11 protein-coding genes and 3 CRISPR repeat arrays (1 of these 14 only partly in view) are annotated in these 20,130 nt (G+C 67.2%); of the genes, 10 read left to right on the top strand and 1 reads right to left on the bottom strand.

What is annotated here, in order from left to right; all coding sequences use genetic code 11:
- Positions 1 to 69 precede the first annotated feature (69 nt).
- Complete coding sequence (locus ACZ5PO_RS34610; protein WP_464187249.1) at positions 70 to 1,236, bottom strand: HlyD family secretion protein; 1,167 nt, start codon at positions 1,234 to 1,236, stop codon at positions 70 to 72.
- 334 nt (positions 1,237 to 1,570) lie between these two features.
- Positions 1,571 to 2,863: direct repeats of the CRISPR family, unit length 32 nt; unit sequence GTCGCTCCCCGCGTGGGAGCGTGGATCGAAAC.
- 317 nt (positions 2,864 to 3,180) lie between these two features.
- Here ACZ5PO_RS34610 and ACZ5PO_RS34605 point away from each other — a divergent pair.
- From ACZ5PO_RS34605 to cas2, 10 genes are all read left to right on the top strand, one after another.
- Positions 3,181 to 4,773, top strand: coding sequence for a GMC family oxidoreductase (locus tag ACZ5PO_RS34605; protein ID WP_464187248.1), 1,593 nt, complete (start codon positions 3,181 to 3,183; stop codon positions 4,771 to 4,773).
- A gap of 276 nt (positions 4,774 to 5,049) precedes the next feature.
- Entirely contained in the window at positions 5,050 to 5,262 is a 213-nt protein-coding gene (locus ACZ5PO_RS34600; RefSeq protein ID WP_464187247.1) for a hypothetical protein, read from the top strand.
- A gap of 58 nt (positions 5,263 to 5,320) precedes the next feature.
- Positions 5,321 to 7,384 (top strand): tetratricopeptide repeat protein, encoded by a 2,064-nt coding sequence (locus ACZ5PO_RS34595; RefSeq protein WP_464187246.1) that lies wholly within the window; start codon positions 5,321 to 5,323, stop codon positions 7,382 to 7,384.
- Positions 7,385 to 7,577: 193 nt separating this feature from the next.
- Positions 7,578 to 10,917: direct repeats of the CRISPR family, unit length 32 nt; unit sequence GTCGCTCCCCGCGTGGGAGCGTGGATCGAAAC.
- Between the two features lie 91 nt (positions 10,918 to 11,008).
- Positions 11,009 to 13,309, top strand: coding sequence for a CRISPR-associated helicase Cas3' (gene cas3, locus ACZ5PO_RS34590; protein WP_464187245.1), 2,301 nt, complete (start codon positions 11,009 to 11,011; stop codon positions 13,307 to 13,309).
- Positions 13,310 to 13,701: 392 nt separating this feature from the next.
- Positions 13,702 to 14,397 (top strand): type I-C CRISPR-associated protein Cas5c, encoded by a 696-nt coding sequence (gene cas5c / locus ACZ5PO_RS34585; RefSeq protein WP_464187244.1) that lies wholly within the window; start codon positions 13,702 to 13,704, stop codon positions 14,395 to 14,397.
- Positions 14,394 to 16,154: a type I-C CRISPR-associated protein Cas8c/Csd1 gene (gene cas8c / locus ACZ5PO_RS34580; protein WP_464187242.1), complete on the top strand. Its 1,761-nt coding sequence runs from the start codon at positions 14,394 to 14,396 to the stop codon at positions 16,152 to 16,154. The genes cas5c and cas8c overlap by 4 nt, the downstream gene beginning before the upstream one ends.
- Positions 16,154 to 17,104 (top strand): type I-C CRISPR-associated protein Cas7/Csd2, encoded by a 951-nt coding sequence (cas7c, locus tag ACZ5PO_RS34575; RefSeq protein ID WP_464187241.1) that lies wholly within the window; start codon positions 16,154 to 16,156, stop codon positions 17,102 to 17,104. Before cas8c ends, cas7c begins: the two co-directional genes overlap by 1 nt.
- 15 nt (positions 17,105 to 17,119) lie before the next feature.
- A complete protein-coding gene (gene cas4 / locus ACZ5PO_RS34570; RefSeq protein ID WP_464197154.1) occupies positions 17,120 to 17,773 on the top strand; it encodes a CRISPR-associated protein Cas4 in 654 nt (217 codons plus the stop codon).
- The gene (gene cas1c, locus ACZ5PO_RS34565) at positions 17,770 to 18,804 is read left to right on the top strand and encodes a type I-C CRISPR-associated endonuclease Cas1c (protein WP_464187240.1); all 1,035 of its coding nucleotides are present in this window, start codon (positions 17,770 to 17,772) and stop codon (positions 18,802 to 18,804) included. Before cas4 ends, cas1c begins: the two co-directional genes overlap by 4 nt.
- 22 nt (positions 18,805 to 18,826) lie before the next feature.
- Positions 18,827 to 19,117 (top strand): CRISPR-associated endonuclease Cas2, encoded by a 291-nt coding sequence (gene cas2 / locus ACZ5PO_RS34560; protein WP_464187239.1) that lies wholly within the window; start codon positions 18,827 to 18,829, stop codon positions 19,115 to 19,117.
- A 191-nt stretch (positions 19,118 to 19,308) separates the two neighbouring features.
- A CRISPR array of direct repeats spans positions 19,309 to 20,130; the repeat unit is 32 nt; unit sequence GTCGCTCCCCGCGTGGGAGCGTGGATCGAAAC; it runs 747 nt beyond the window's last position.

Genomic DNA, 20,130 nt, shown 5'->3' with positions numbered 1-20,130 from the left:
CCGCGGTGGACGATCCACGTTCCACCATGGTGGCGGCGGGGATCGCGGCTCGGCTCATCGCGGCTGGGCTCATCGCGGCGAGGCCGCTGCCGTCGCCGCGACCCGGCGTTCCGCCATCACCTCGGCCTTGGTGTCGATGCTCGGCTGCACCGACATGCCGGCGCGCAGCAGGCCGGTCCGCGCCGAGGGATCCAGCGTGATCTTCACCGGGATGCGCTGCACGATCTTGGTGAAGTTGCCTGTCGCGTTGTCCGGTGGCAGCAGCGAGAACTCCAGGCCGCTCGCCGGCGACAGGCTGTCCACATGGCCCTTCAGCACCACGCCGGGGAAGGTGTCGACCTCCACCTCGACGGTCTGGCCCGGCCGCACGGCGGCGAGCTGGGTCTCCTTGTAGTTGGCCACGATGTAGACGGCGCCGAGCGGCACCACCGCCATCAGCTGCGTGCCGGCGCCGACGTACTGGCCGACGCGCAGCGTGCGCGCGCCCACGGTGCCGTCGACCGGCGCCGTGATCGTCGTGTAGGAGAGGTTGAGCTCGGCCTGCAGCACGGCCGCGGCGGTGCGGTTCTTCTGCGCCTCCGCCTGGTCGCGCTGCGTCTCCAGCACGGGCACCTTGGCCTTCGCCTCGGCCAGCGACGCCTGGTCGCGCCGCAGTTGCGCCGCCGTCTCGGTGGCGGTCGCCTGCGTCTGCTGCGCCCGCTGCAGGGTGCCGGCGCCGGTATTGACCAGATCGCGGTAGCGGGTCGCATCGGCCTGGGCGAAGGTGAGGTTGGCCTGGGTGGCGGCGATCGCCGCCTCCGCTCCGGCGATCACCGACTGCTGCAGGGTGATCTGGGCCTTGAGGTTGCGGATGGCGGCCGCCGCCGCGTCGTCGTCGGCCCGGGCCTGCGCCAGCGCTGCGCGAAAATCGCGGTCGTCGATACGGGCGAGCACCTGGCCGGCCTTGACCGCCTCGTTGTCCGCCACGAGGACCTGGGCGATGTAGCCGGAGATCTTGGGCGCCACGATGGTGGAATCGGTCTTGACGTAGGCATCGTCGGTGGATTGCAGGTATTGCCCGGTGGTCCAGTAGGCATAGCCGTAGTCGGCCGCGAGCGCCGTGCCGGCGAGCAGCGCCAGCGCGATGGCGCCGCGCTTGAGCACGTTGCGGCGCGGGCGGGGGGCGGCCTTGGCTGCGTCGTCCCGAGCGGCGTCGGCGGCTGGCTGGAACTCGGCAGTCCGCGGCATCTCGACCATGGTATCCTCCTGCCTCGAAGCGGGCGGCGTTTGCATGGCCCGGAACATGGGACCGGGACGGCCTCGCGATAATTCGGCAAGGTCAGGAAGGATTATCAGGCAAGGGCGGATAATCGGGCCGCCGTCGTCTCGTCGCGCAGGCGGAAGCTGCTGGCCGCGCGAACCCCAAGCGAGCCCGGATTCCCCGGCAGGTTCGCGCCGCCGCCAAGTCCTTGATGTAGCAGCTCGCGTCCGGCTTGGGCCGCGCCCAGCGCGCCGCATCGAAGCCGCCGCGACCGCGGCTCGCGGGAGCGGACGTATTTTCGGAGCACCTGCAATGGATTAGACGGAGAGGGTCGCTCCCCGCGTGGGAGCGTGGATTGAAACGCACATCGGTCGGCGAGATGCTCGGTAATGGCATCGTCGCTCCCCGCGTGGGAGCGTGGATTGAAACAAGCTCACGCACTCCGACGACAACGCCAACTATGGTCGCTCCCCGCGTGGGAGCGTGGATTGAAACCTCGTCGCAATCCTGCTTCTGGCCATTGTCGCCGGTCGCTCCCCGCGTGGGAGCGTGGATTGAAACGCCAAATAGCGGCGGGCGAATGCTCAGATGGAGGTGTCGCTCCCCGCGTGGGAGCGTGGATTGAAACGTCGAAGCGGGGAAGGACTGGCGCTCGCTGAACAGTCGCTCCCCGCGTGGGAGCGTGGATTGAAACTTCAAGCAGATCCTGACGCTCGCCCTCCAGATGGGGTCGCTCCCCGCGTGGGAGCGTGGATTGAAACCTGTGCGCCTCCCTCCCAAACAGAGACGCCAGAGTCGCTCCCCGCGTGGGAGCGTGGATTGAAACCTGACATGCGTGACCTATCCGACCATCTCCGCCCGGTCGCTCCCCGCGTGGGAGCGTGGATTGAAACTCGACCTTCCGCTCCCGCCGACCGTCAACGGGTGGTCGCTCCCCGCGTGGGAGCGTGGATTGAAACACCGACCATGCGACGCCGTCCGGAGCCAGACAGAACGTCGCTCCCCGCGTGGGAGCGTGGATTGAAACTTCGCCGGTATCGGCGGCTGGTCACGGTCTCTCCGTCGCTCCCCGCGTGGGAGCGTGGATTGAAACTCGGCCTCCGCCGTCTCGCCCGCACGGATCGCCGTCGCTCCCCGCGTGGGAGCGTGGATTGAAACCTGTCAACGGAGTCATTCTGACGCGGTCCGGTGGTCGCTCCCCGCGTGGGAGCGTGGATTGAAACAGCGTCAAGCCGTCTGAAAGTGTGTGGTACTGCGTCGCTCCCCGCGTGGGAGCGTGGATTGAAACCCGTCGGTCGGCCGCATCGCGCAGGACACCGAGCTGTCGCTCCCCGCGTGGGAGCGTGGATTGAAACACGATGATGAAGCCACGGCGCAGCACGTCGGCGAGTCGCTCCCCGCGTGGGAGCGTGGATCGAAACGATTGGTACCCGCCGGCCTACAACGGCCGCGTCGGTCGCTCCCCGCGTGGGAGCGTGGATCGAAACTTGGCCTCCTGCACGAGGATGCGCACGCCGCCGTGTCGCTCCCCGCGTGGGAGCGTGGATCGAAACTCCGTCACCCAATAGAGGCGGGGGTGCGGGCGGCCCTCGTCGCTCCCCGCGTGGGAGCATGGATCGAAGCCGTTGCGATAGCGGGTCAGCGAGGTCCAGCGGGCCAGGGCATAGCGGATGGCGGTCGCCCGCTCGCTCTTGCCCGAGATACGGCGCAGCGTTGCGCCGAGCCAGGTCGATCCAAGGCGAATAGATCGAGGAGCAGGGCGAAGTTGCTCTATCGCATATGCAATGCTTGCGCCGTCGCTATTGAGCGATGACGCGGAGCCGCGATAACAAACAGAATACAAAACGAAGGCGGATGCCGGGTGATCGCTTTGGCCGACGCGTCAGCGCTGGTTGGGCTTGTGGTGGATCGGGCCGCTTCCAAGGTCGAGGGCGGGACGAATGGCAGATTATGTGATCGTTGGTGCGGGTAGTGCGGGCTGCGTCCTTGCAAACCGCTTAAGTGCAGATCCCAACGTCACGGTGGTCTTGATTGAGGCCGGCGGAAAAGATCGTCACTTTCTTTACCGCATGCCCGCGGGCTATTTTCCGCTCATGAAGTCGGGCCGGGGCAACTGGAAATTCGAGACGGTCCCGCAGGCCGGGCTTAACGGTCGCAAGATGTATGTTCCGCGCGGCAAAGTGCTAGGTGGATCAAGCGCGATAAACGGCATGGTTTACGCTCGCGGGAACGCCGGCGACTATGACGCTTGGCGACAGATGGGCAATACAGGTTGGTCCTACGACGACTGCCTGCCGTATTTCCGCAAGCTCGAAAGCTCTGCAGGCAGCCCCTCCGACCAGCGCGGGTCTGAGGGCCCGATCAAGCTCACATCCGGCCCAGCAAGGCATGCGATGAGCCCGATCGCCGATGCGTGGGTGGAAGCAGGCGTTGAGGCTGGCTTTACGTACAATCCCGATATGAATGGAGTGTCTCAAGAAGGATTCGGACCCGCGGAAGGAAATTTCGCCGACGGTGTAAGGCAGAGCGCATCAACCTCTTATCTTGAACCCATTCGAGATCGGCGCAACCTGACCGTGATCACGGACGCGCTCGTGACGCGGGTCGTGGTACAAGGCGGACGTGCCACGGGCGTCGAGTACGCCAGAAAAGGTTCACGGAAGACCGTCCGTGCCGAGATGGAAGTCATTTTATCAGGCGGCGCGGTAAACTCCCCACATATTCTCCAGCTTTCGGGCATCGGCGAGCCTTCCCTATTGCGGCGACATGGCATCAAGATCGTAGCCGAACTGGCTGGCGTAGGCGAGAGCCTGCAGGACCATTTGGCTGTCCATGTGGCACAGGAAATCACGCAGCCCTATTCGGCCTTGCAGTTCCTCCGTCCGGCCAAGTCACTTCGGATGCTGGCGCAGTATATCTTTTTTAAGTCGGGCATGATGACGACGAATGGACTTGAAGCGATGGCATTCGTGAAAAGTGCGGGTCATCTCGAATATCCAGATATACAGTATCATCTTCCGCTGCTCATGTATCATGATCACGGTCGCGAAATCGTGCAGCGGGAAGGCTTTCTAGCGCATGCGACGGCGTGCCATCCTCAAAGCAGGGGAACGGTCAAGCTCGCGTCGAGCGATCCCGCGACGGCGCCTGATATCGACCCGCGTTATCTGCAATCCGACGAGGACCTGCGTCCATTCCGAGCGGCTATCCGGATCGCGCGCGATGTGATCGGACGGTCGCCCTTTGATAGCTTCCGGGGAGCCGAATATCAGCCTGGTTCCGAAGTTACCTCTGACGAAGAGCTCAACAAATATATTCGAAATACCGCGACGTCTGTCTACCACCTCGTTGGATCCTGCCGCATGGGCGAAGATGATATGGCAGTTGTCGATCCGATGCTTCGCGTACGTGGCCTTGAACGCCTTCGTGTGGTCGACGCTTCGATTATGCCGCGGATACCGACCGGCAACACGAACGCGCCGACCATGATGATAGCCGAGAAGGCCGCAGATCTTATTCTTCGCGCCGCATAGGCGCGCTGCAAAAATGTGCAATACGGTGATAGTTTTGGACTGCACGCCTTGATTGAGACCCGGTATCCGCCACTGGACTGAGCCCCGAGCGCTCACGTCTTCGTCTGCATGCTCGCCTATCACCTCGAATGGCATCGGCGCCGGGCCTTGGCGCCACTGCTCTTTCACGATGCCGAGATCGCCGCCGCCCGCACCTCGCCCGTCGTCAGAACCGAGACGTCCCCTGACGCCCGCGACAAGTAGGCCACCAAGCGCACCAAGGCAGGCCAGCGTGTCATGGGCTTCGGCGAGCTCATGGCCCACCGCGGCACGCTGGCGCGCAACACCGTGGTCCTGCCCGATCAGGCGGGCCACAGCCTCACCCTTCACTCCAGCGCGTCGCTCACCCCCGCGGGAGCGGAGATCGAGACACGTGGCCGGGAAGGGCATCGCCGCAGCGCGGGCAGCTCGCCGGCACCCACCCGCGCCGCCGGTCGCGATTTCGCTTGATGCCGCCGCGCCGCTGCTGCAACCTGGCGCTGTAGGCTTCGAAGGGGGCGTGGGGCTCATGCGGCTTGGAAGCGTTCTGGCGATCGCGCTGCTTGGCCTGGTCGCCGGCGAGACCCGAGGCGCGCTCGCCGTGGGGAACGTCCGGCACGGCTTCGGCGCCGCCGCGATCGGCATCGACCGCGGCAACGTCTCGGAGGAGCTCCGCCGCCTGCAGGCGGCGGCCGCGGCCGGCAACGTCAGGTCGATGTACAACCTGGGCCTGCTCTATGCCGAGGGCGACGGCATTCTCCCCGACTATGCGCTGGCGCGAAGCTGGTTTCAGAAGGTGGCGGACGCAGGCCTCGCGCCGGGCATGACCGCCCTCGGGGCGCTCCATGCCAACGGCCAGGGCGTGCCGCAGGATTACGCCGTCGCCCGCCAGTGGTACGAGAAGGCGGCCCACGACGGCGAGCCGACGGCGCTGCTCAACCTGGGCCTCATGTATCAGCGCGGAGAGGGGGTGGCGGAGGACCATGCCGCTGCCCGTGGCTGGTTCCGCCGCGCAGCCGAGGCTGACAACGTGCCTGCCATGGCTATCCTCGGGATCATGTATGCCGAGGGCGACGGCATGGCGCGGGACGATGCGGCCGCGCGCGTCTGGCTGCAGAAGGCCGCCGACGCCGCCGATGCCAACGCCATGTACAACCTGGGGGTACTTCTCGACGGCGGCCGCGGCGGGCCGAAGGATCAGGCGGCGGCACGCGCCTGGTACCTGCGGGCGGCGGAGGCGGGTCAGGCCAGCGCCATGACCAACCTGGGCGTGATCTACGCCGCCGGCGAAGGCGTGGCGCAGGACTATGACGCCGCCCGCAGCTGGTTCCTGAAGGCCGCCGCCGCCGGCGGGGCACGCGCCATGACCTTCCTCGGCCGCATGTATGCCGACGGCGAGGGCGTGGCGCGGGACGCCGCCGTGGCGCGCAGCTGGTACGAGAAGGGCGCCGCCACCGGGGATGCGAAGGCCATGTATGATCTGGCCACGATCTACGTCGAGGGGGAGTGGGGCGCGCCCGACTACGCCGCCGCGCGCAACTGGTTCGAGAAGGCGGCGGAGGCGGGCAACCCGTCGGGCCTCACCGGCGTGGGCGTGCTCTACGCCAAGGGCCTGGGCGTGCCGCAGGACTACGGGGCCGCCCGCGGCTGGTACGAGAAGGCGGCCAGCCAAGGCGAGCCCGCCGCGCTCTACAATCTGGGCTTCATGTATGCCAACGGCCAGGGCGTCGCGCGAGATCCCGTCGCCGCATACGCCTGGTACCTGAAGGCGGCCGAGGCCGGCAGCGTGCCGGGCATGGGCAGCGTGGGGCTCATGTATGCCCGGGGCGAGGGCGTGGCGCCGGACGCCACGGCCGCGCGCCGGTGGCTGGAGGCGGCCGCCGAGGCGGGAGACGGAGCAGCCATGTTCAGCCTCGGCGTGCTCTACGCCGACGGCCTCACGCTGCCGCAGGACCCCGTGGCCGCGCGCGGCTGGCTGGAAAGGGCCGCGGCGGCGGGGAGCGTGCCCGCGATGGCCTACCTCGGCCTGCTCCATGCCGAGGGCGATGGCACGACGCAGGACTATCAGGCGGCGCGGGGCTGGTTCCAGAAGGCCGCCGCGGCCGGCGATGCGACCGCGCTCTACGGCCTCGGCGTCCTCTACGGCGGCGGCCTCGGCGTCAAACGGGATCTCCGCGCCGCCCGCGCTCTGTACGAGAAGGCGGCCGCCGCGGGTCACCCAGCGGCCATGTATAATCTGGGCATCCTCTACATCAACGGGGAGGGCGTGGCGCCGGACGATGCGACGGCGCTCGGCTGGTTCCGCCGGGCCGCCGCGGCCGGCGACGCGGAGGCCATGAACAGCCTGGGAATGCTTTACGAGCGGGGGCAGGGCGTGCGGCGGGACGCGGCCGTGGCCGCCGACTGGTACCGCAAGGGCGCCGACGCCGGCAGCGCGAGGGCCATGTTCAATCTGGGCGGCCTCTACGAGGCCGGCCGCGGCGTGGCCCACGACGAAGCCGCGGCCCGCGCCTGGTACGAGAAGGCGGCGGCCGCGGGCGACAGCGACGCGCCCAAGCGCCTCGCGGCGCTCGACAGGAAGCTCCGCCGCTGACGCGGCGGGCGCCGGCGCGAACCACAAGCGAGCCCGGATGCTCCGGGAGGTTCGCGCCGACGCCAAGTCATTGAGACATCTGCTTGCCTCCCGCGCGGGCCGCGCGCCGCGCCGTGCAATCCACGCTGCGGCCGCCCGGTTCGCGCTGCCGAAGGCGTTTTCTCCGCGTCCGGAACAGGTTAGACGAGGAGGGGTCGCTCCCCGCGTGGGAGCGTGGATCGAAACGTCTCCTGGCTCATGGGGTACCCGCCCGAGTGGCTAAGTCGCTCCCCGCGTGGGAGCGTGGATCGAAACACCGCCGACGGCGAGCAGTCGCCAATCAGACCGGGTCGCTCCCCGCGTGGGAGCGTGGATCGAAACGCCGTGATGGCGCGGTCACCACAGCACACGTTCGTCGCTCCCCGCGTGGGAGCGTGGATCGAAACTCTTCTCGGCGCCCATGGTCCGCGCTCTGCTCGAGTCGCTCCCCGCGTGGGAGCGTGGATCGAAACGCCTGGCAGCAGCAGGTTGAGCGCGAAAAACTCACCGTCGCTCCCCGCGTGGGAGCGTGGATCGAAACGTGCGCAGAGTAGCAGTTGATCAGCCGGCCCTCACGTCGCTCCCCGCGTGGGAGCGTGGATCGAAACGACGAGACAGTCCAGCCGGCGCAGGTCGGCGGCAGTCGCTCCCCGCGTGGGAGCGTGGATCGAAACACGGCGGAGCTCGAGGGCCGGCTGATGCGCAGGGTCGCTCCCCGCGTGGGAGCGTGGATCGAAACAGTGACATACAGGATGAATGCCATATAGCGAACCGTGTCGCTCCCCGCGTGGGAGCGTGGATCGAAACCTTGAGATTGGTCAGGCTCTTGCTGCCGCGTCCCTGTCGCTCCCCGCGTGGGAGCGTGGATCGAAACGTTGACGTCGCTTTGGCAATACCGGCAAAATTCGGTCGCTCCCCGCGTGGGAGCGTGGATCGAAACCAGATCATCGGCGACCTGTTTGTGCAGGCGCAGGACTGTCGCTCCCCGCGTGGGAGCGTGGATCGAAACATAGTATCAGCGATGAAATACATTGCATCCTCCCAGTCGCTCCCCGCGTGGGAGCGTGGATCGAAACCTGCTAAGGACGGCCTAGGAATGCTGATCATGGCAGTCGCTCCCCGCGTGGGAGCGTGGATCGAAACTCCAACATAGAGTCGAGACGATCACAGAATGCATGGTCGCTCCCCGCGTGGGAGCGTGGATCGAAACCTGCAACAGCCCGAAGTGAGAGATGCCGGTCTCGTCGCTCCCCGCGTGGGAGCGTGGATCGAAACTGTCGTCGTCGGCCCCAGCGGCTCGCTCGCGCGGAAGTCGCTCCCCGCGTGGGAGCGTGGATCGAAACCTCGAGTGGCACGGGCTCTCTGCACTGCCCGCCGGGTCGCTCCCCGCGTGGGAGCGTGGATCGAAACTCCTCCTCTGTCGCCCAACCGCGGGGCCGCGGGCGGTCGCTCCCCGCGTGGGAGCGTGGATCGAAACCAGATCAGTCGCCATGCCCTATGCCCCTGCCTGCGGTCGCTCCCCGCGTGGGAGCGTGGATCGAAACGCGTCGCGGCCTACTGGTACAAGAAGCCGTCGAAGGTCGCTCCCCGCGTGGGAGCGTGGATCGAAACGGCGACCGGGTGTCCCGCATCACCTATCCCGGGCCGTCGCTCCCCGCGTGGGAGCGTGGATCGAAACGTTGGTGACGTCGCGAAGCCTCTGAAAGATCTGCTGGTCGCTCCCCGCGTGGGAGCGTGGATCGAAACATCCAGGCTGTCCCGCAGGCGGCGCCGGTCATCGTCGCTCCCCGCGTGGGAGCGTGGATCGAAACCGCCTCGCCGACGGCAAGCTGATCGTCATGTCTGGTCGCTCCCCGCGTGGGAGCGTGGATCGAAACCCCCGGCCGCGGCAGGTTGCCGCCGCCGGATACGCGTCGCTCCCCGCGTGGGAGCGTGGATCGAAACTCGCTCGACCAGATCACGAGCGCTTTCCTCGACCTCGTCGCTCCCCGCGTGGGAGCGTGGATCGAAACACATCGGAACGGTTGCTGCTCAGATCTTGGCGGACGTCGCTCCCCGCGTGGGAGCGTGGATCGAAACGTCGCCAGTGCGGCGCCGGTGGCATCGACGCGGAGTCGCTCCCCGCGTGGGAGCGTGGATCGAAACCGCGATCTCAGCCTGGCCCGCACCGGCACGCCCGTCGCTCCCCGCGTGGGAGCGTGGATCGAAACAGCACGTGGTCGCAGGGCGAGCAGGATCGCGGCACCGTCGCTCCCCGCGTGGGAGCGTGGATCGAAACCTCGACGTAGCGGCGCACGAGATGGAGGGCTGCGTCGCTCCCCGCGTGGGAGCGTGGATCGAAACATTGATGCGGCCGAGCTGCCAGGTGCCGCGAACGCGTCGCTCCCCGCGTGGGAGCGTGGATCGAAACTTCTTGGACAGACGCATGAGCGAGGAAAACGGAGCCGTCGCTCCCCGCGTGGGAGCGTGGATCGAAACGAGAGCGCATTGACTCATCCGGCGGCGAGAACAAAGTCGCTCCCCGCGTGGGAGCGTGGATCGAAACGACGCCATGGCTGTGCTCGCCTGCCGTCAGCAGAGTCGCTCCCCGCGTGGGAGCGTGGATCGAAACCTAGACGGATGGCAGCACGAGCGGATCGAAGCCGGTCGCTCCCCGCGTGGGAGCGTGGATCGAAACGTGCTGTCGTCATCGCATGGGTCGCCTAGCAGATAGTCGCTCCCCGCGTGGGAGCGTGGATCGAAACCCATTGCGGGTATCGACCTCGTAAGTCTCGCCGTCGTCGCTCCCCGCGTGGGAGCGTGGATCGAAACGACGGGCATCGCCTACCGCATGTCGCTGTCGGGCGACGGTCGCTCCCCGCGTGGGAGCGTGGATCGAAACCGGCGAGCGCCAGTGCGGGGCGCGCTGGATCGGGGTCGCTCCCCGCGTGGGAGCGTGGATCGAAACACCTAAAGACCGACACGGCGGTGCGCAGCTTCCAACGTCGCTCCCCGCGTGGGAGCGTGGATCGAAAACTACCGCAACCTGGTGGGCGCCAAGCGGGATACGGCGTCGCTCCCCGCGTGGGAGCGTGGATCGAAACTGCCGCTTGCGGGAGGACGATCGCGTTGCCGTAGGCGCGTCGCTCCCCGCGTGGGAGCGTGGATCGAAACGTGGCCGACCGCCAGAGCAACCGACGGCACCAAGGGTCGCTCCCCGCGTGGGAGCGTGGATCGAAACGCCGAGGTGATGAGCAAGGCGACCGACCCGCGCAGTCGCTCCCCGCGTGGGAGCGTGGATCGAAACATCTACGGGGCCGGCGACGAGAAGCTGGGGCTGGTCGCTCCCCGCGTGGGAGCGTGGATCGAAACATCTAGGCCGGTGAATGCCGGCAATCCTCTCGTGCTTAGGTTGCGATCCGAAAGGCGCTGCGCATTGTCGCTTCCTGGGTGCGAGCGTGGATCGAAACTAAATCGGCTATCGGGCGGAAGAGCCGGCGCCATGTCGCTCCCCGCCCGGGAGCGTGGATCGAAACGCAGGTGCGCGGCGACTCGGGAGAGACGCTCCCCGCACCATGTGCCGCACAACCCATTGGCAGTGGCGAATGCTGCGCGTTAGACTACTGGATGAGCGAGTATTACGCACATTCCACGGAACGCGCCGACTGCTCCGACTGGCAATTGCTTGTCGATCATCTCCGTGGCGTGGCCGAGCGTGCGGCCGCCTTCGGCGACAAGTTCGGCGCGGCCAGGGCGGCCGCCCTGGCCGGATGGCTGCACGATCTCGGCAAGTATTCGGAAGCCTACCAGGCCTATATTCGCGGCAGCGGCGGTAGCGTCGACCACTCGACTGCGGGAGCGCGCGAGGTACTGCAGCTCGCCGGCACCCCGATCGACAGCATCATCGCGGAGCTCGTGGCTTATGCCATCGCCGGACACCACGCCGGCCTCCCGGACCGCAGCGGCCCCTCGGGCTCGTTGGAGCACCGGACCACGAGCAAGCCGCTCCAGCCACTCGCTCCAGCCTGGCAGCACGAGGTGACGGCAGAGGCGGCCGCCCTGTTTCCATCCGGGTTCAGGCTGATCCAGGATCAGCCTCGGGCCGCTTTCCAAATTGCCGTCCTCGGCCGAATGATCTTCTCATGCCTGGTGGATGCGGACCGCCTCGATACGGAGGCGCATTATGCGGCGACCGAGGGGAGGCAGGTCGACCGGACGTGGCCCGTGCTGAGCGAGCATGTCGACCGCTTCATCGCGGCCTTCGACGCTCACATGGCTGAGAAGCAGGCCCAGCTTCCTCGCGACCGCCGCAGCGCGCCGCTCAATATCCTGCGCGGCGACATCCTGGCCCAGGTGCGCGGCAAGGCCGGGATGCCGAAGGGGGTCTTCACGCTCGAGGTTCCCACCGGCGGCGGCAAGACGCTGGCGTCGCTGGCCTTCGCCCTGCAGCACGCCAGACGCTGGCGGATGGACCGCATCGTCTACGCCATCCCCTTCACCTCCATCATCGAGCAGACCGCCGCGATTTTTCGCGAGGTGCTGGGCGACGACAGCGTTCTGGAGCACCACGCCTCCATCGAGACCGGAAGGATACATCCCGAGGAGGCGGACCGGCACGGCGATCAGCAGCCGGAAGCCAAGCTGCGTCGCGCCATGGAGAACTGGGCGGCACCCATCGTCGTCACCACCAACGTGCAGCTTTTCGAGAGCCTGTTTGCCGACCGGCCCGCCCGCTGCCGCAAGCTGCATAACCTCTGCAACGCGGTGATCATTCTCGACGAGGCGCAGACCATTCCGCTGCACGTGCTGCGCCCCTGCGTCGCTGTGCTCGACGAGCTGGCCCGCAACTACGGCTGCACGGTCGTGCTGTGCACGGCCACGCAGCCGGCGCTGCTGGCGCCCAAGTTCGCGGGTGGGTTCGAGACCGTGGGCGAGCTTGCGCCCGACCCGGCGCGGCTGCACGAGGCATTCCGGCGCGTGACGCTGCGCATCGCCGGCGAAATGATGGACGAGGCGCTGATCGCCGAGCTGGCGGAAGAGGACCAGGGCCTCGTCATCGTCAACAGCCGTCGCCACGCGCGTGATCTGTATCTGGCCGGCAAGGCGGCGGGGCTCCCGGGGCTGATCCATCTGACCACGCGGCAAACTGCTGCCGACAGGCGCCGCATCCTGGCCGACATCCGGCAGCGCCTCGCGGCCGGAGAGCCGTGCCGGGTGATCGCCACCAGCCTGATCGAGGCCGGCGTCGACGTGTCGTTCCCGCGCGTCTGGCGCGCCGAGGCAGGGCTCGATCAGATCATCCAGGCGGCGGGCCGATGCAATCGCGAATGGAAATGGCCGAGGGAGCAGAGCTTCGTCATCGTTTTTCGCCCTGACAAAGCCAAGCCGCCGCAAGAGATCGCGGACTTCGCGGCGGCGATGCAGCGAACTGCTGCAGATCATCCCGATCTCTTCTCGAAAGCAGCGATCGAGCGCTATTTCGACGAGGTCTATTGGCAGCGCGGTGCCGGGCTCGATCGCATCGAGACGCAGCAAGCCGACGGCCGCGTCGCCAGGGCGGTGCTCGGCCTGTTTCAGATGAGCGCCGGCCGCACCGATTTTGCCTATCGGTCCGTCGGTGAGGCGTTCCGGCTCATCAAGGACGGCATGGAGCCGGTGATCGTCGCCGTCGAGGACGAGCCCAAGGCCGTTCTGGCAGCCCTGCGCCATGGCATGCCGGCCGCCGTCGCGGCTCGCAAGCTGCAGAGCTACATCGTGCAGGTGCCGCCACGCGACCGCCGGAAGCTCGTGGAGAACGGCCACGCCGCCTTCGTCGAGGGCTTCGAGGACCAGTTCGTCGTATTGAGGACGGAGAGCTTTTACAGCCCCGCGGAAGGGCTCGTCTGGGAGCAAGCGGACGAGCTGGGGATGGAGAATTTCATGGTGTGACGCTCAGCAACCTATATATTGAAATGGTACGCGAGATGGCCCATCTTGTGACCGGGGAGGCAGGAGGTCGAGATGCGCCTACCAAAATTTGTTGACCGAGAAATCTTGACGGACGTTGTCGCGATCATCTTTGTCGGCGTCGTCAAGGCCCTTCGGTGGATCGTATTTCACTGACTTCCTTCAGTCGCCATCGTTGGCGTGGATCGAAACAATATTCAGGTTGCTGATGCGAATAGGCGGTCGCCCTGGCAGGCCGCCTGTTCAGCTCCTCGTGCGATGTGCTCCTCTGGGTTGCGTGTGCGCGCCGAATCGCTTCAACCTAGCCTGAGCTTAGCCTTGCGATGGCTGCCGCATCGAGCCGCGCGGGCTGCTTCTCGGAGCCGGAGGAGTTGATGTCCTACGGAGTTCGCCTGCACGTCGGCGGCAAGTTCGCCTGCTTCACGCGCCCTGAGATGAAGGTCGAGCGCGTGTCGTACGACGTGATGACGCCATCGGCCGCACGCGGCATCCTCGAGGCGATCCACTGGAAGCCGGCCATCCGCTGGGTCGTCGACGAGATCCACGTCCTCAAGCCGATCCGCTTCCAGTCGATCCGGCGCAACGAGGTGGGTGCCAAAGCGCCGGCGCGCGCCGTCGGCACGGCGATGAGGACCGGCGACATCGGCGATCTCGTGCTGGTGGTCGAGGACAACCGCCAGCAGCGCGCCGCCACCGTCCTGACCGACGTCGCCTACGTGATCAGCGCGCACTTCGAGCTGACCGGCAAGGCCGGTGCCGACGACAACGTGGGCAAGCACCTCGACGTCTTCAACCGCCGCGCCCGAAGGGGACAGTGCTTCCATCAGCCTTGCCTGGGCACGCGCGAGTTCGTGGCGGATTTCGAGCTGATCGAGGCGGAAACAGCTGTCCCGAAGGCTCGCGAAGAAGATCAGACCGGAGATCTCGGCTTCGGTTCGCCACGAGACCTCGGCTTCATGCTCTACGACATCGACCATGCCCGAGATCGCGCCTCCCTGTTCTTCAGGGCTCGCATAGAGAATGGCGTCGTAGCCGTACCGCCGCCGAATTCACCGGAGGTGCGGCGGTGACTGTTCTCGCCTCCCTCGTTCGCGCCTATGACCGCATGGCTGCCCGTGGCGAGGTGCCGGCCTTCGGCTATTCGCAAGAGAAGATCGGCTATCTCATCCCCTTGCATCCGGACGGCACGCCGGCCGGAGCGCCCATCGACCTGCGTGTGGGGGAGGGGCGCAAGCGGGTCGCCCCGCCGATGGCCGTGCCTCAACCGGCCAAGCGCACGTCCGGTATTGCGCCGAACTTCCTGTGGGACAAGACGGCTTATGCGCTCGGCGTCACCGCGGCCGAGGGCAAGCGCACGGCGCAGGAGCATCTTGCCTTCGTCGACCGTCATCGCGAGTGGCTCGCCGGCACCCATGACGAAGGGCTGCTGGCGCTGCTCCGCTTCCTCGACGCCTGGAAGCCCGAGGCGTTCGGCGAGCGCGGTTGGCCGGACGAGATGAAGGACCAGAACGTCGTGTTCGCGCTGGAGAGCGAGCGGCTGGCCGGTGTCCATATCCACGATCGACAGGCGGCGCGTGGCCTCTGGTCCAGGCTGTCGGCCGCCGGTGACAAGACGGAAGCGATCTGCCTCGTCAGCGGTGAGCGCGGGCCGGTCGCGCGCCTGCACCCGGCGATCAAGGGCGTGTGGGGTGCGCAATCGTCCGGTGCCTCCATCGTCTCCTTCAATCTCGATGCTTTCACATCGTACGGCCACGAACAGGGCGACAACGCGCCGGTCTCCGAGGCGGCGGCCTTTGCCTACGCCTCCGCGCTCAACCGCTTCCTGGAGCGGGATAGCGGCCATCGCATCCAGATCGGCGATGCCTCGACCGTGTTCTGGGCCGACGCGTCCACCGCCGAGGCCGTGCAGGCGGCCGAGAGCATGTTCGCCATCCTGTTCGGCATCAACGAAGAAGCGGAAGCAAAAAAGGTCGGCGAGATCCTGGAGAAGCTGCGCACGGGGCGTCTCGTTCCCGAGTTCCAGCCGGCGCTGGCACCCGGCGTGCGCTTCTTCGTCCTTGGTCTGGCACCAAACGCCGCGCGCCTGTCGGTGCGTTTCTATGTGGAGGACGACTTCGGCACGATCGCCCGGAGATACGCCGATCATCACGAGCGCCTGCGTCTCGCGCCGCCACCGCGGGACGAGGCGTTGTCCATGTGGCGCATGCTGCTCGAGACGGCGGTGCTGCGGAAATCGGAGAACATCCAGCCCAATCTCGCCGGCGAATGGCTGCGCGCCATCCTCACCGACACGCCTTATCCGCTGACGCTGCTCAGCTCCTTGATCATCCGCCTGCGCGCCGACCACGAGGTCAACGCGCTCAGGGTCGCGGTTCTCAAATCCATCCTCATCAAGAACTTCAATGTGGGGGCGCCCGTGTCGTTGGATCCGAGTTTTAAAGACCCCGGCTACCTGCTGGGCCGCCTGTTCGCCGTCTACGAGCAGGTGCAGGTGGCGGCGCTCGGCACCGGCGTCAACGCCACGATCAAGGACAAGTTCTACGGCGCAGCCTCGGCCCAGCCCCGCAAGGTCTTCCATATCCTCGATGCGGGCTCGGCCAATCACCTGTCCAAGGTCGGCAAGCAGAGTCCGGGGCGGAGGATCAACCTTGAAAAGACCATCGGCGCCATCATGGAAATGATGGAGCCGGCCAAGGACCCGTATCCCGCCAGCCTCTCCGACAAGAGCCAGGCGCTGTTCGCGCTCGGTTACTATCACCAGCGCAACGAATTCTTCCGCAAAGCCGACAAGGCCGCGAATACCGACGAGACAGGGGAAGCCGCCTGATGACCGCTCTCGCCAACCGCTACGATATCGTCTTCCTGTTCGACGTCACCAATGGCAATCCCAACGGGGACCCGGATGCCGGCAACCTGCCGCGGCTCGACCCGGAGACGAGCCACGGTCTCGTCAGCGACGTCTCGCTGAAGCGCAAGATCCGCAACTACACGGAGCTCGCCAAGGGCGATCAGCCGGGCTACCGCATCTACGTGCAGGAGGGCTCCATCCTCAACGAGCGCCACCGCGAGGCCTACAAGGCGATCCGGCCCGGCAACGACAAGGTGGCCAAGGACGCCAAGCTAAACCCGCAGAGCGAAGGCGAGGCCAAGGCCATCACCGCCTTCATGTGCGAGAACTTCTATGACGTCCGCACCTTCGGCGCGGTGATGAGCACCGGCATCAACGCCGGCCAGGTGCGTGGGCCCGTCCAGGTCACCTTCGCCTCGTCGGTGGAGAAGATCCTGCCGCTCGAGATCTCGATCACGCGCATGGCGGCCACCAACGAGAGGGAGAAGGCGGACCGGGACAAGGGCGACGGCGACGAGCGCACCGAGAACCGCACCATGGGCCGCAAGTACATCGTGCCCTATGGGCTTTATCGGGCTCACGTCTTCGTCAATGCCAAGCTGGCGGAGCGCACCGGCTTCGGTGAGGAGGATCTCGGGCACCTGTTCCAGTCGCTGACCACCATGTTCGAGCATGACCGCTCGGCGGCGCGCGGCGAGATGGCCTCGAGACGTGTCATCGCGTTCAAGCACGCGTCCGCGCTGGGCAACGCGCCTGCCACGAGACTGTTCGACAGCGTGAAGGTGTCGCGCAAATACGGCGGTGACCTCTACGATCCGAACAGCGACAACGTCGACAACTTTCCGCCGGCCCGCCGCTTCTCGGATTACGACGTCGCTATCGATCGCAGCGCAATTCCCGACAGCGTCGAGGTGGTGGAGATCTTGTAGCGGGAGCGACCGGTGGTGCAGGAGCTCGACGACCCGATCCCGCTCTCGGCCCTGCAGCACGCCGTGTTCTGCCTGCGCCAGGCGGCGCTGATCCATGTCGAGCGGCTGTGGGAGGAGAACCGGCTCACTGCCGAGGGGCGCGTGCTGCACGAGGCGGCGCACGATCCGGGCCGGCGCACGCGCGGGCCGGTCCGCCGGGTCACGGCGCTGCCGCTCGCCTGCCGCCGCCTCAACCTCGCCGGCGTCGCGGACCTCGTCGAGTTCCGCACGGAAGGCGGCAGCGAGACCGCTTTTCCTGTCGAGTACAAGCGCGGCAAGGCCAAGCTGCACCGGGCCGACGAGGTGCAGCTCTGCGCCCAGGCGCTGTGCCTGGAGGAGATGACCGGCAGTGCGGTGCCGGAGGGCGCGCTGTTCTATGCCGAGACCAAGCGGCGGGTGGCCGTGCCGTTCGATGCCGAGCTGCGGCGGCTGACGGAGGAGACGGCGCGGGCCTTTGCCGTGGTCGTCGCCTCCGGGCGCACGCCGCCGGCGGAGTACCGCGCCAGCCGGTGCCGCGCCTGTTCGCTGATCGAGCTGTGCCGGCCCAAGGCGGGAGGCAGATCGGCGCTCGGCTTCCGCACCCGCGCCATCGAGGCGGCGTTGGCAGGCGAAACGGACAGTGCGCCGTGAAGAAGCTGCTCAACACCCTCTACATCACCACCGAAGGTGCCGCACTGCGCAAGGACGGCGAGAATCTGGTGGCCGAGGTGGAGGGTGCCGAGCGCGCCCGCGTGCCGTTCCACATGCTGGGCTCGGTCGTTGCCTTCGGCTCCATCTTCATCTCGCCGCCGCTGATCCAGGCGCTGGCGCCGCTCGGCATCACCATGGTGCTGCTCGACCGGGCCGGGCGCTTCCAGGCGCGGATCGAGGGACCGGTTTCGGGCAACGTGCTGCTGCGCCGCGCCCAGTATCGGGCGTCCGACCAGCCCGACGAGATCGTGCGCAGCATCGTCTCGGCCAAGATCGCCAACCAGCGCGCCGTGCTGCAAAGGGCGCTGCGCGACTACGGCGGCGAGATGCCGGCACCGCAGCGGGCCCAGGTGGAGGCGGTGGTCGAGCGGCAGGCGCGCATCCTGCGCCGGGTCGCCTTCGCCGACGATGGATCGGAGGCGCTGCGCGGCGCGGAGGGTGAGGCGGCGCAGGGCTATTTCGCCGTGTTCGGCGGGCTCGTGCGCTCGCCGGACGAGGCCATCCGCTTTACCGGGCGCAGCCGCCGCCCGCCGCTGGACCCGGTCAACGCGGTGCTGTCGTTCCTCTACACGCTGCTGACCCACGACTGCCGCAGCGCCGCCGAAGGCGTCGGTCTCGATCCGGCCGTCGGCTTCCTGCACCGCGAGCGGCCCGGGCGGCCGAGCCTGGCGCTCGACCTGATGGAGGAGCTGCGGCCGATCTTCGCCGACCGGCTGGCGCTGTCGCTGATCAATCGGCGACAGTTGCGCGCACGTGATTTCGAATGGCGCGACGGGGGCGCGGTGCTGCTGTCGGACGATGGGCGCCGTACGGTGCTGACCGCCTGGCAGGAGCGCAAGAAGGAGGAGCGCCGCCATCCCTTCCTCGACGAGGTGGCGCCCTTGGGCCTTGTGCCGCACCTGCAGGCACAGTTGCTGGCGCGCCACTTGCGCGGTGACCTCGACGCCTATCCACCGTGGGTGTGGACGTGAGCGCCCGATCGGGGGAGCCGCAATGCTGGTGCTGGTGACCTACGACGTGCGCACCGCCGAGCCCGGCGGCGAGGGCCGCCTGCGCCGCGTCGCCAAGGCCTGCCGCGATCATGGCCAGCGGGTGCAATACTCCGTGTTCGAGATCGAGGTCGATCCCGCGCAGTGGACCAGGCTGAAGGCCAAGCTGGAGAGCCTGATCGACCGCGAGCACGACAGCCTGCGCTACTACATGCTGGGCGCCAACTGGCAGCGTCGCGTCGAGCATGTGGGCGCCAAGCCCGCCAAGGACCTCAACGGCCCGCTGATCGTGTGAGCCTTCCCCCTGCGCGCGAACCATAAGCGAGCCCGGTTTCGCCGGGAGGTTCGCGCTGCCGCCAAGTCGTTGAAAACGCACGCACCTCCAGATCGCGCCCCGCCGCTACGGCGACGTGCTGGAGCTGTGGAGCCTACGTTCGCGCCGACGGCGGCGTTTTCCTATCGTCAGGAAGAGGTTAGATGTGGCCTGTCGCTCCCCGCGTGGGAGCGTGGATCGAAACAGCATTTCGAGCGTCGGCTCGTCCCATCGCCCCGCGTCGCTCCCCGCGTGGGAGCGTGGATCGAAACAATTCGTGCCCGCCAAGGTCGACTTCGGCACCTTGTCGCTCCCCGCGTGGGAGCGTGGATCGAAACCATCTCTGCGTCGCGGTGCTGCTCGCTGCGGCTCGCGTCGCTCCCCGCGTGGGAGCGTGGATCGAAACGGCGCTACTGGCTATGGGGCCGGCCGGACTGGAAGCGTCGCTCCCCGCGTGGGAGCGTGGATCGAAACCGATGGTGCATCTGCCGTGCCCGAGAATGGCAAGTCGCTCCCCGCGTGGGAGCGTGGATCGAAACCCTGCATGGCGCGCGCGAGCGCGTCGACCAATTGTCGCTCCCCGCGTGGGAGCGTGGATCGAAACCAATCCTGCGTGACCGGCACCATCCGCCAGCCGCGTCGCTCCCCGCGTGGGAGCGTGGATCGAAACATTCCGGCTCGCGCCAGCTTCGCCCGGCGTGCCTTGTCGCTCCCCGCGTGGGAGCGTGGATCGAAACTTTTCCACAAAGCAGGATGCCCGAAAGGTAGCCCGGTCGCTCCCCGCGTGGGAGCGTGGATCGAAACCATCCGGCTACGTGCCGCAGCAGGCCCTGCACGCGTCGCTCCCCGCGTGGGAGCGTGGATCGAAACTTGGTGAAGAGACCCTTCAGATTTTGAAGGATCTGTCGCTCCCCGCGTGGGAGCGTGGATCGAAACAATCGACCGAACGCCGGCAACGCCATGCGCAACGTCGTCGCTCCCCGCGTGGGAGCGTG

It is taken from the genome of Chelatococcus sp. KU-N122, assembly GCF_055391085.1.
The sequence above is the reverse complement of the archived record's forward strand: the minus strand, read 5'-3'. Positions and strand labels throughout refer to the sequence as shown.

Coding starts and splice junctions, on each gene's coding strand:
- cas2 (WP_464187239.1), top strand. CDS start 18,827: ATGCTGGTGCTGGTGACCTACGACGTGCGCACCGCCGAGCCCGGCGGC.
- ACZ5PO_RS34600 (WP_464187247.1), top strand. CDS start 5,050: ATGGGCTTCGGCGAGCTCATGGCCCACCGCGGCACGCTGGCGCGCAAC.
- ACZ5PO_RS34605 (WP_464187248.1), top strand. CDS start 3,181: ATGGCAGATTATGTGATCGTTGGTGCGGGTAGTGCGGGCTGCGTCCTT.
- cas3 (WP_464187245.1), top strand. CDS start 11,009: ATGAGCGAGTATTACGCACATTCCACGGAACGCGCCGACTGCTCCGAC.
- ACZ5PO_RS34610 (WP_464187249.1), bottom strand. CDS start 1,236: ATGGTCGAGATGCCGCGGACTGCCGAGTTCCAGCCAGCCGCCGACGCC.
- cas7c (WP_464187241.1), top strand. CDS start 16,154: ATGACCGCTCTCGCCAACCGCTACGATATCGTCTTCCTGTTCGACGTC.
- cas5c (WP_464187244.1), top strand. CDS start 13,702: ATGTCCTACGGAGTTCGCCTGCACGTCGGCGGCAAGTTCGCCTGCTTC.
- ACZ5PO_RS34595 (WP_464187246.1), top strand. CDS start 5,321: ATGCGGCTTGGAAGCGTTCTGGCGATCGCGCTGCTTGGCCTGGTCGCC.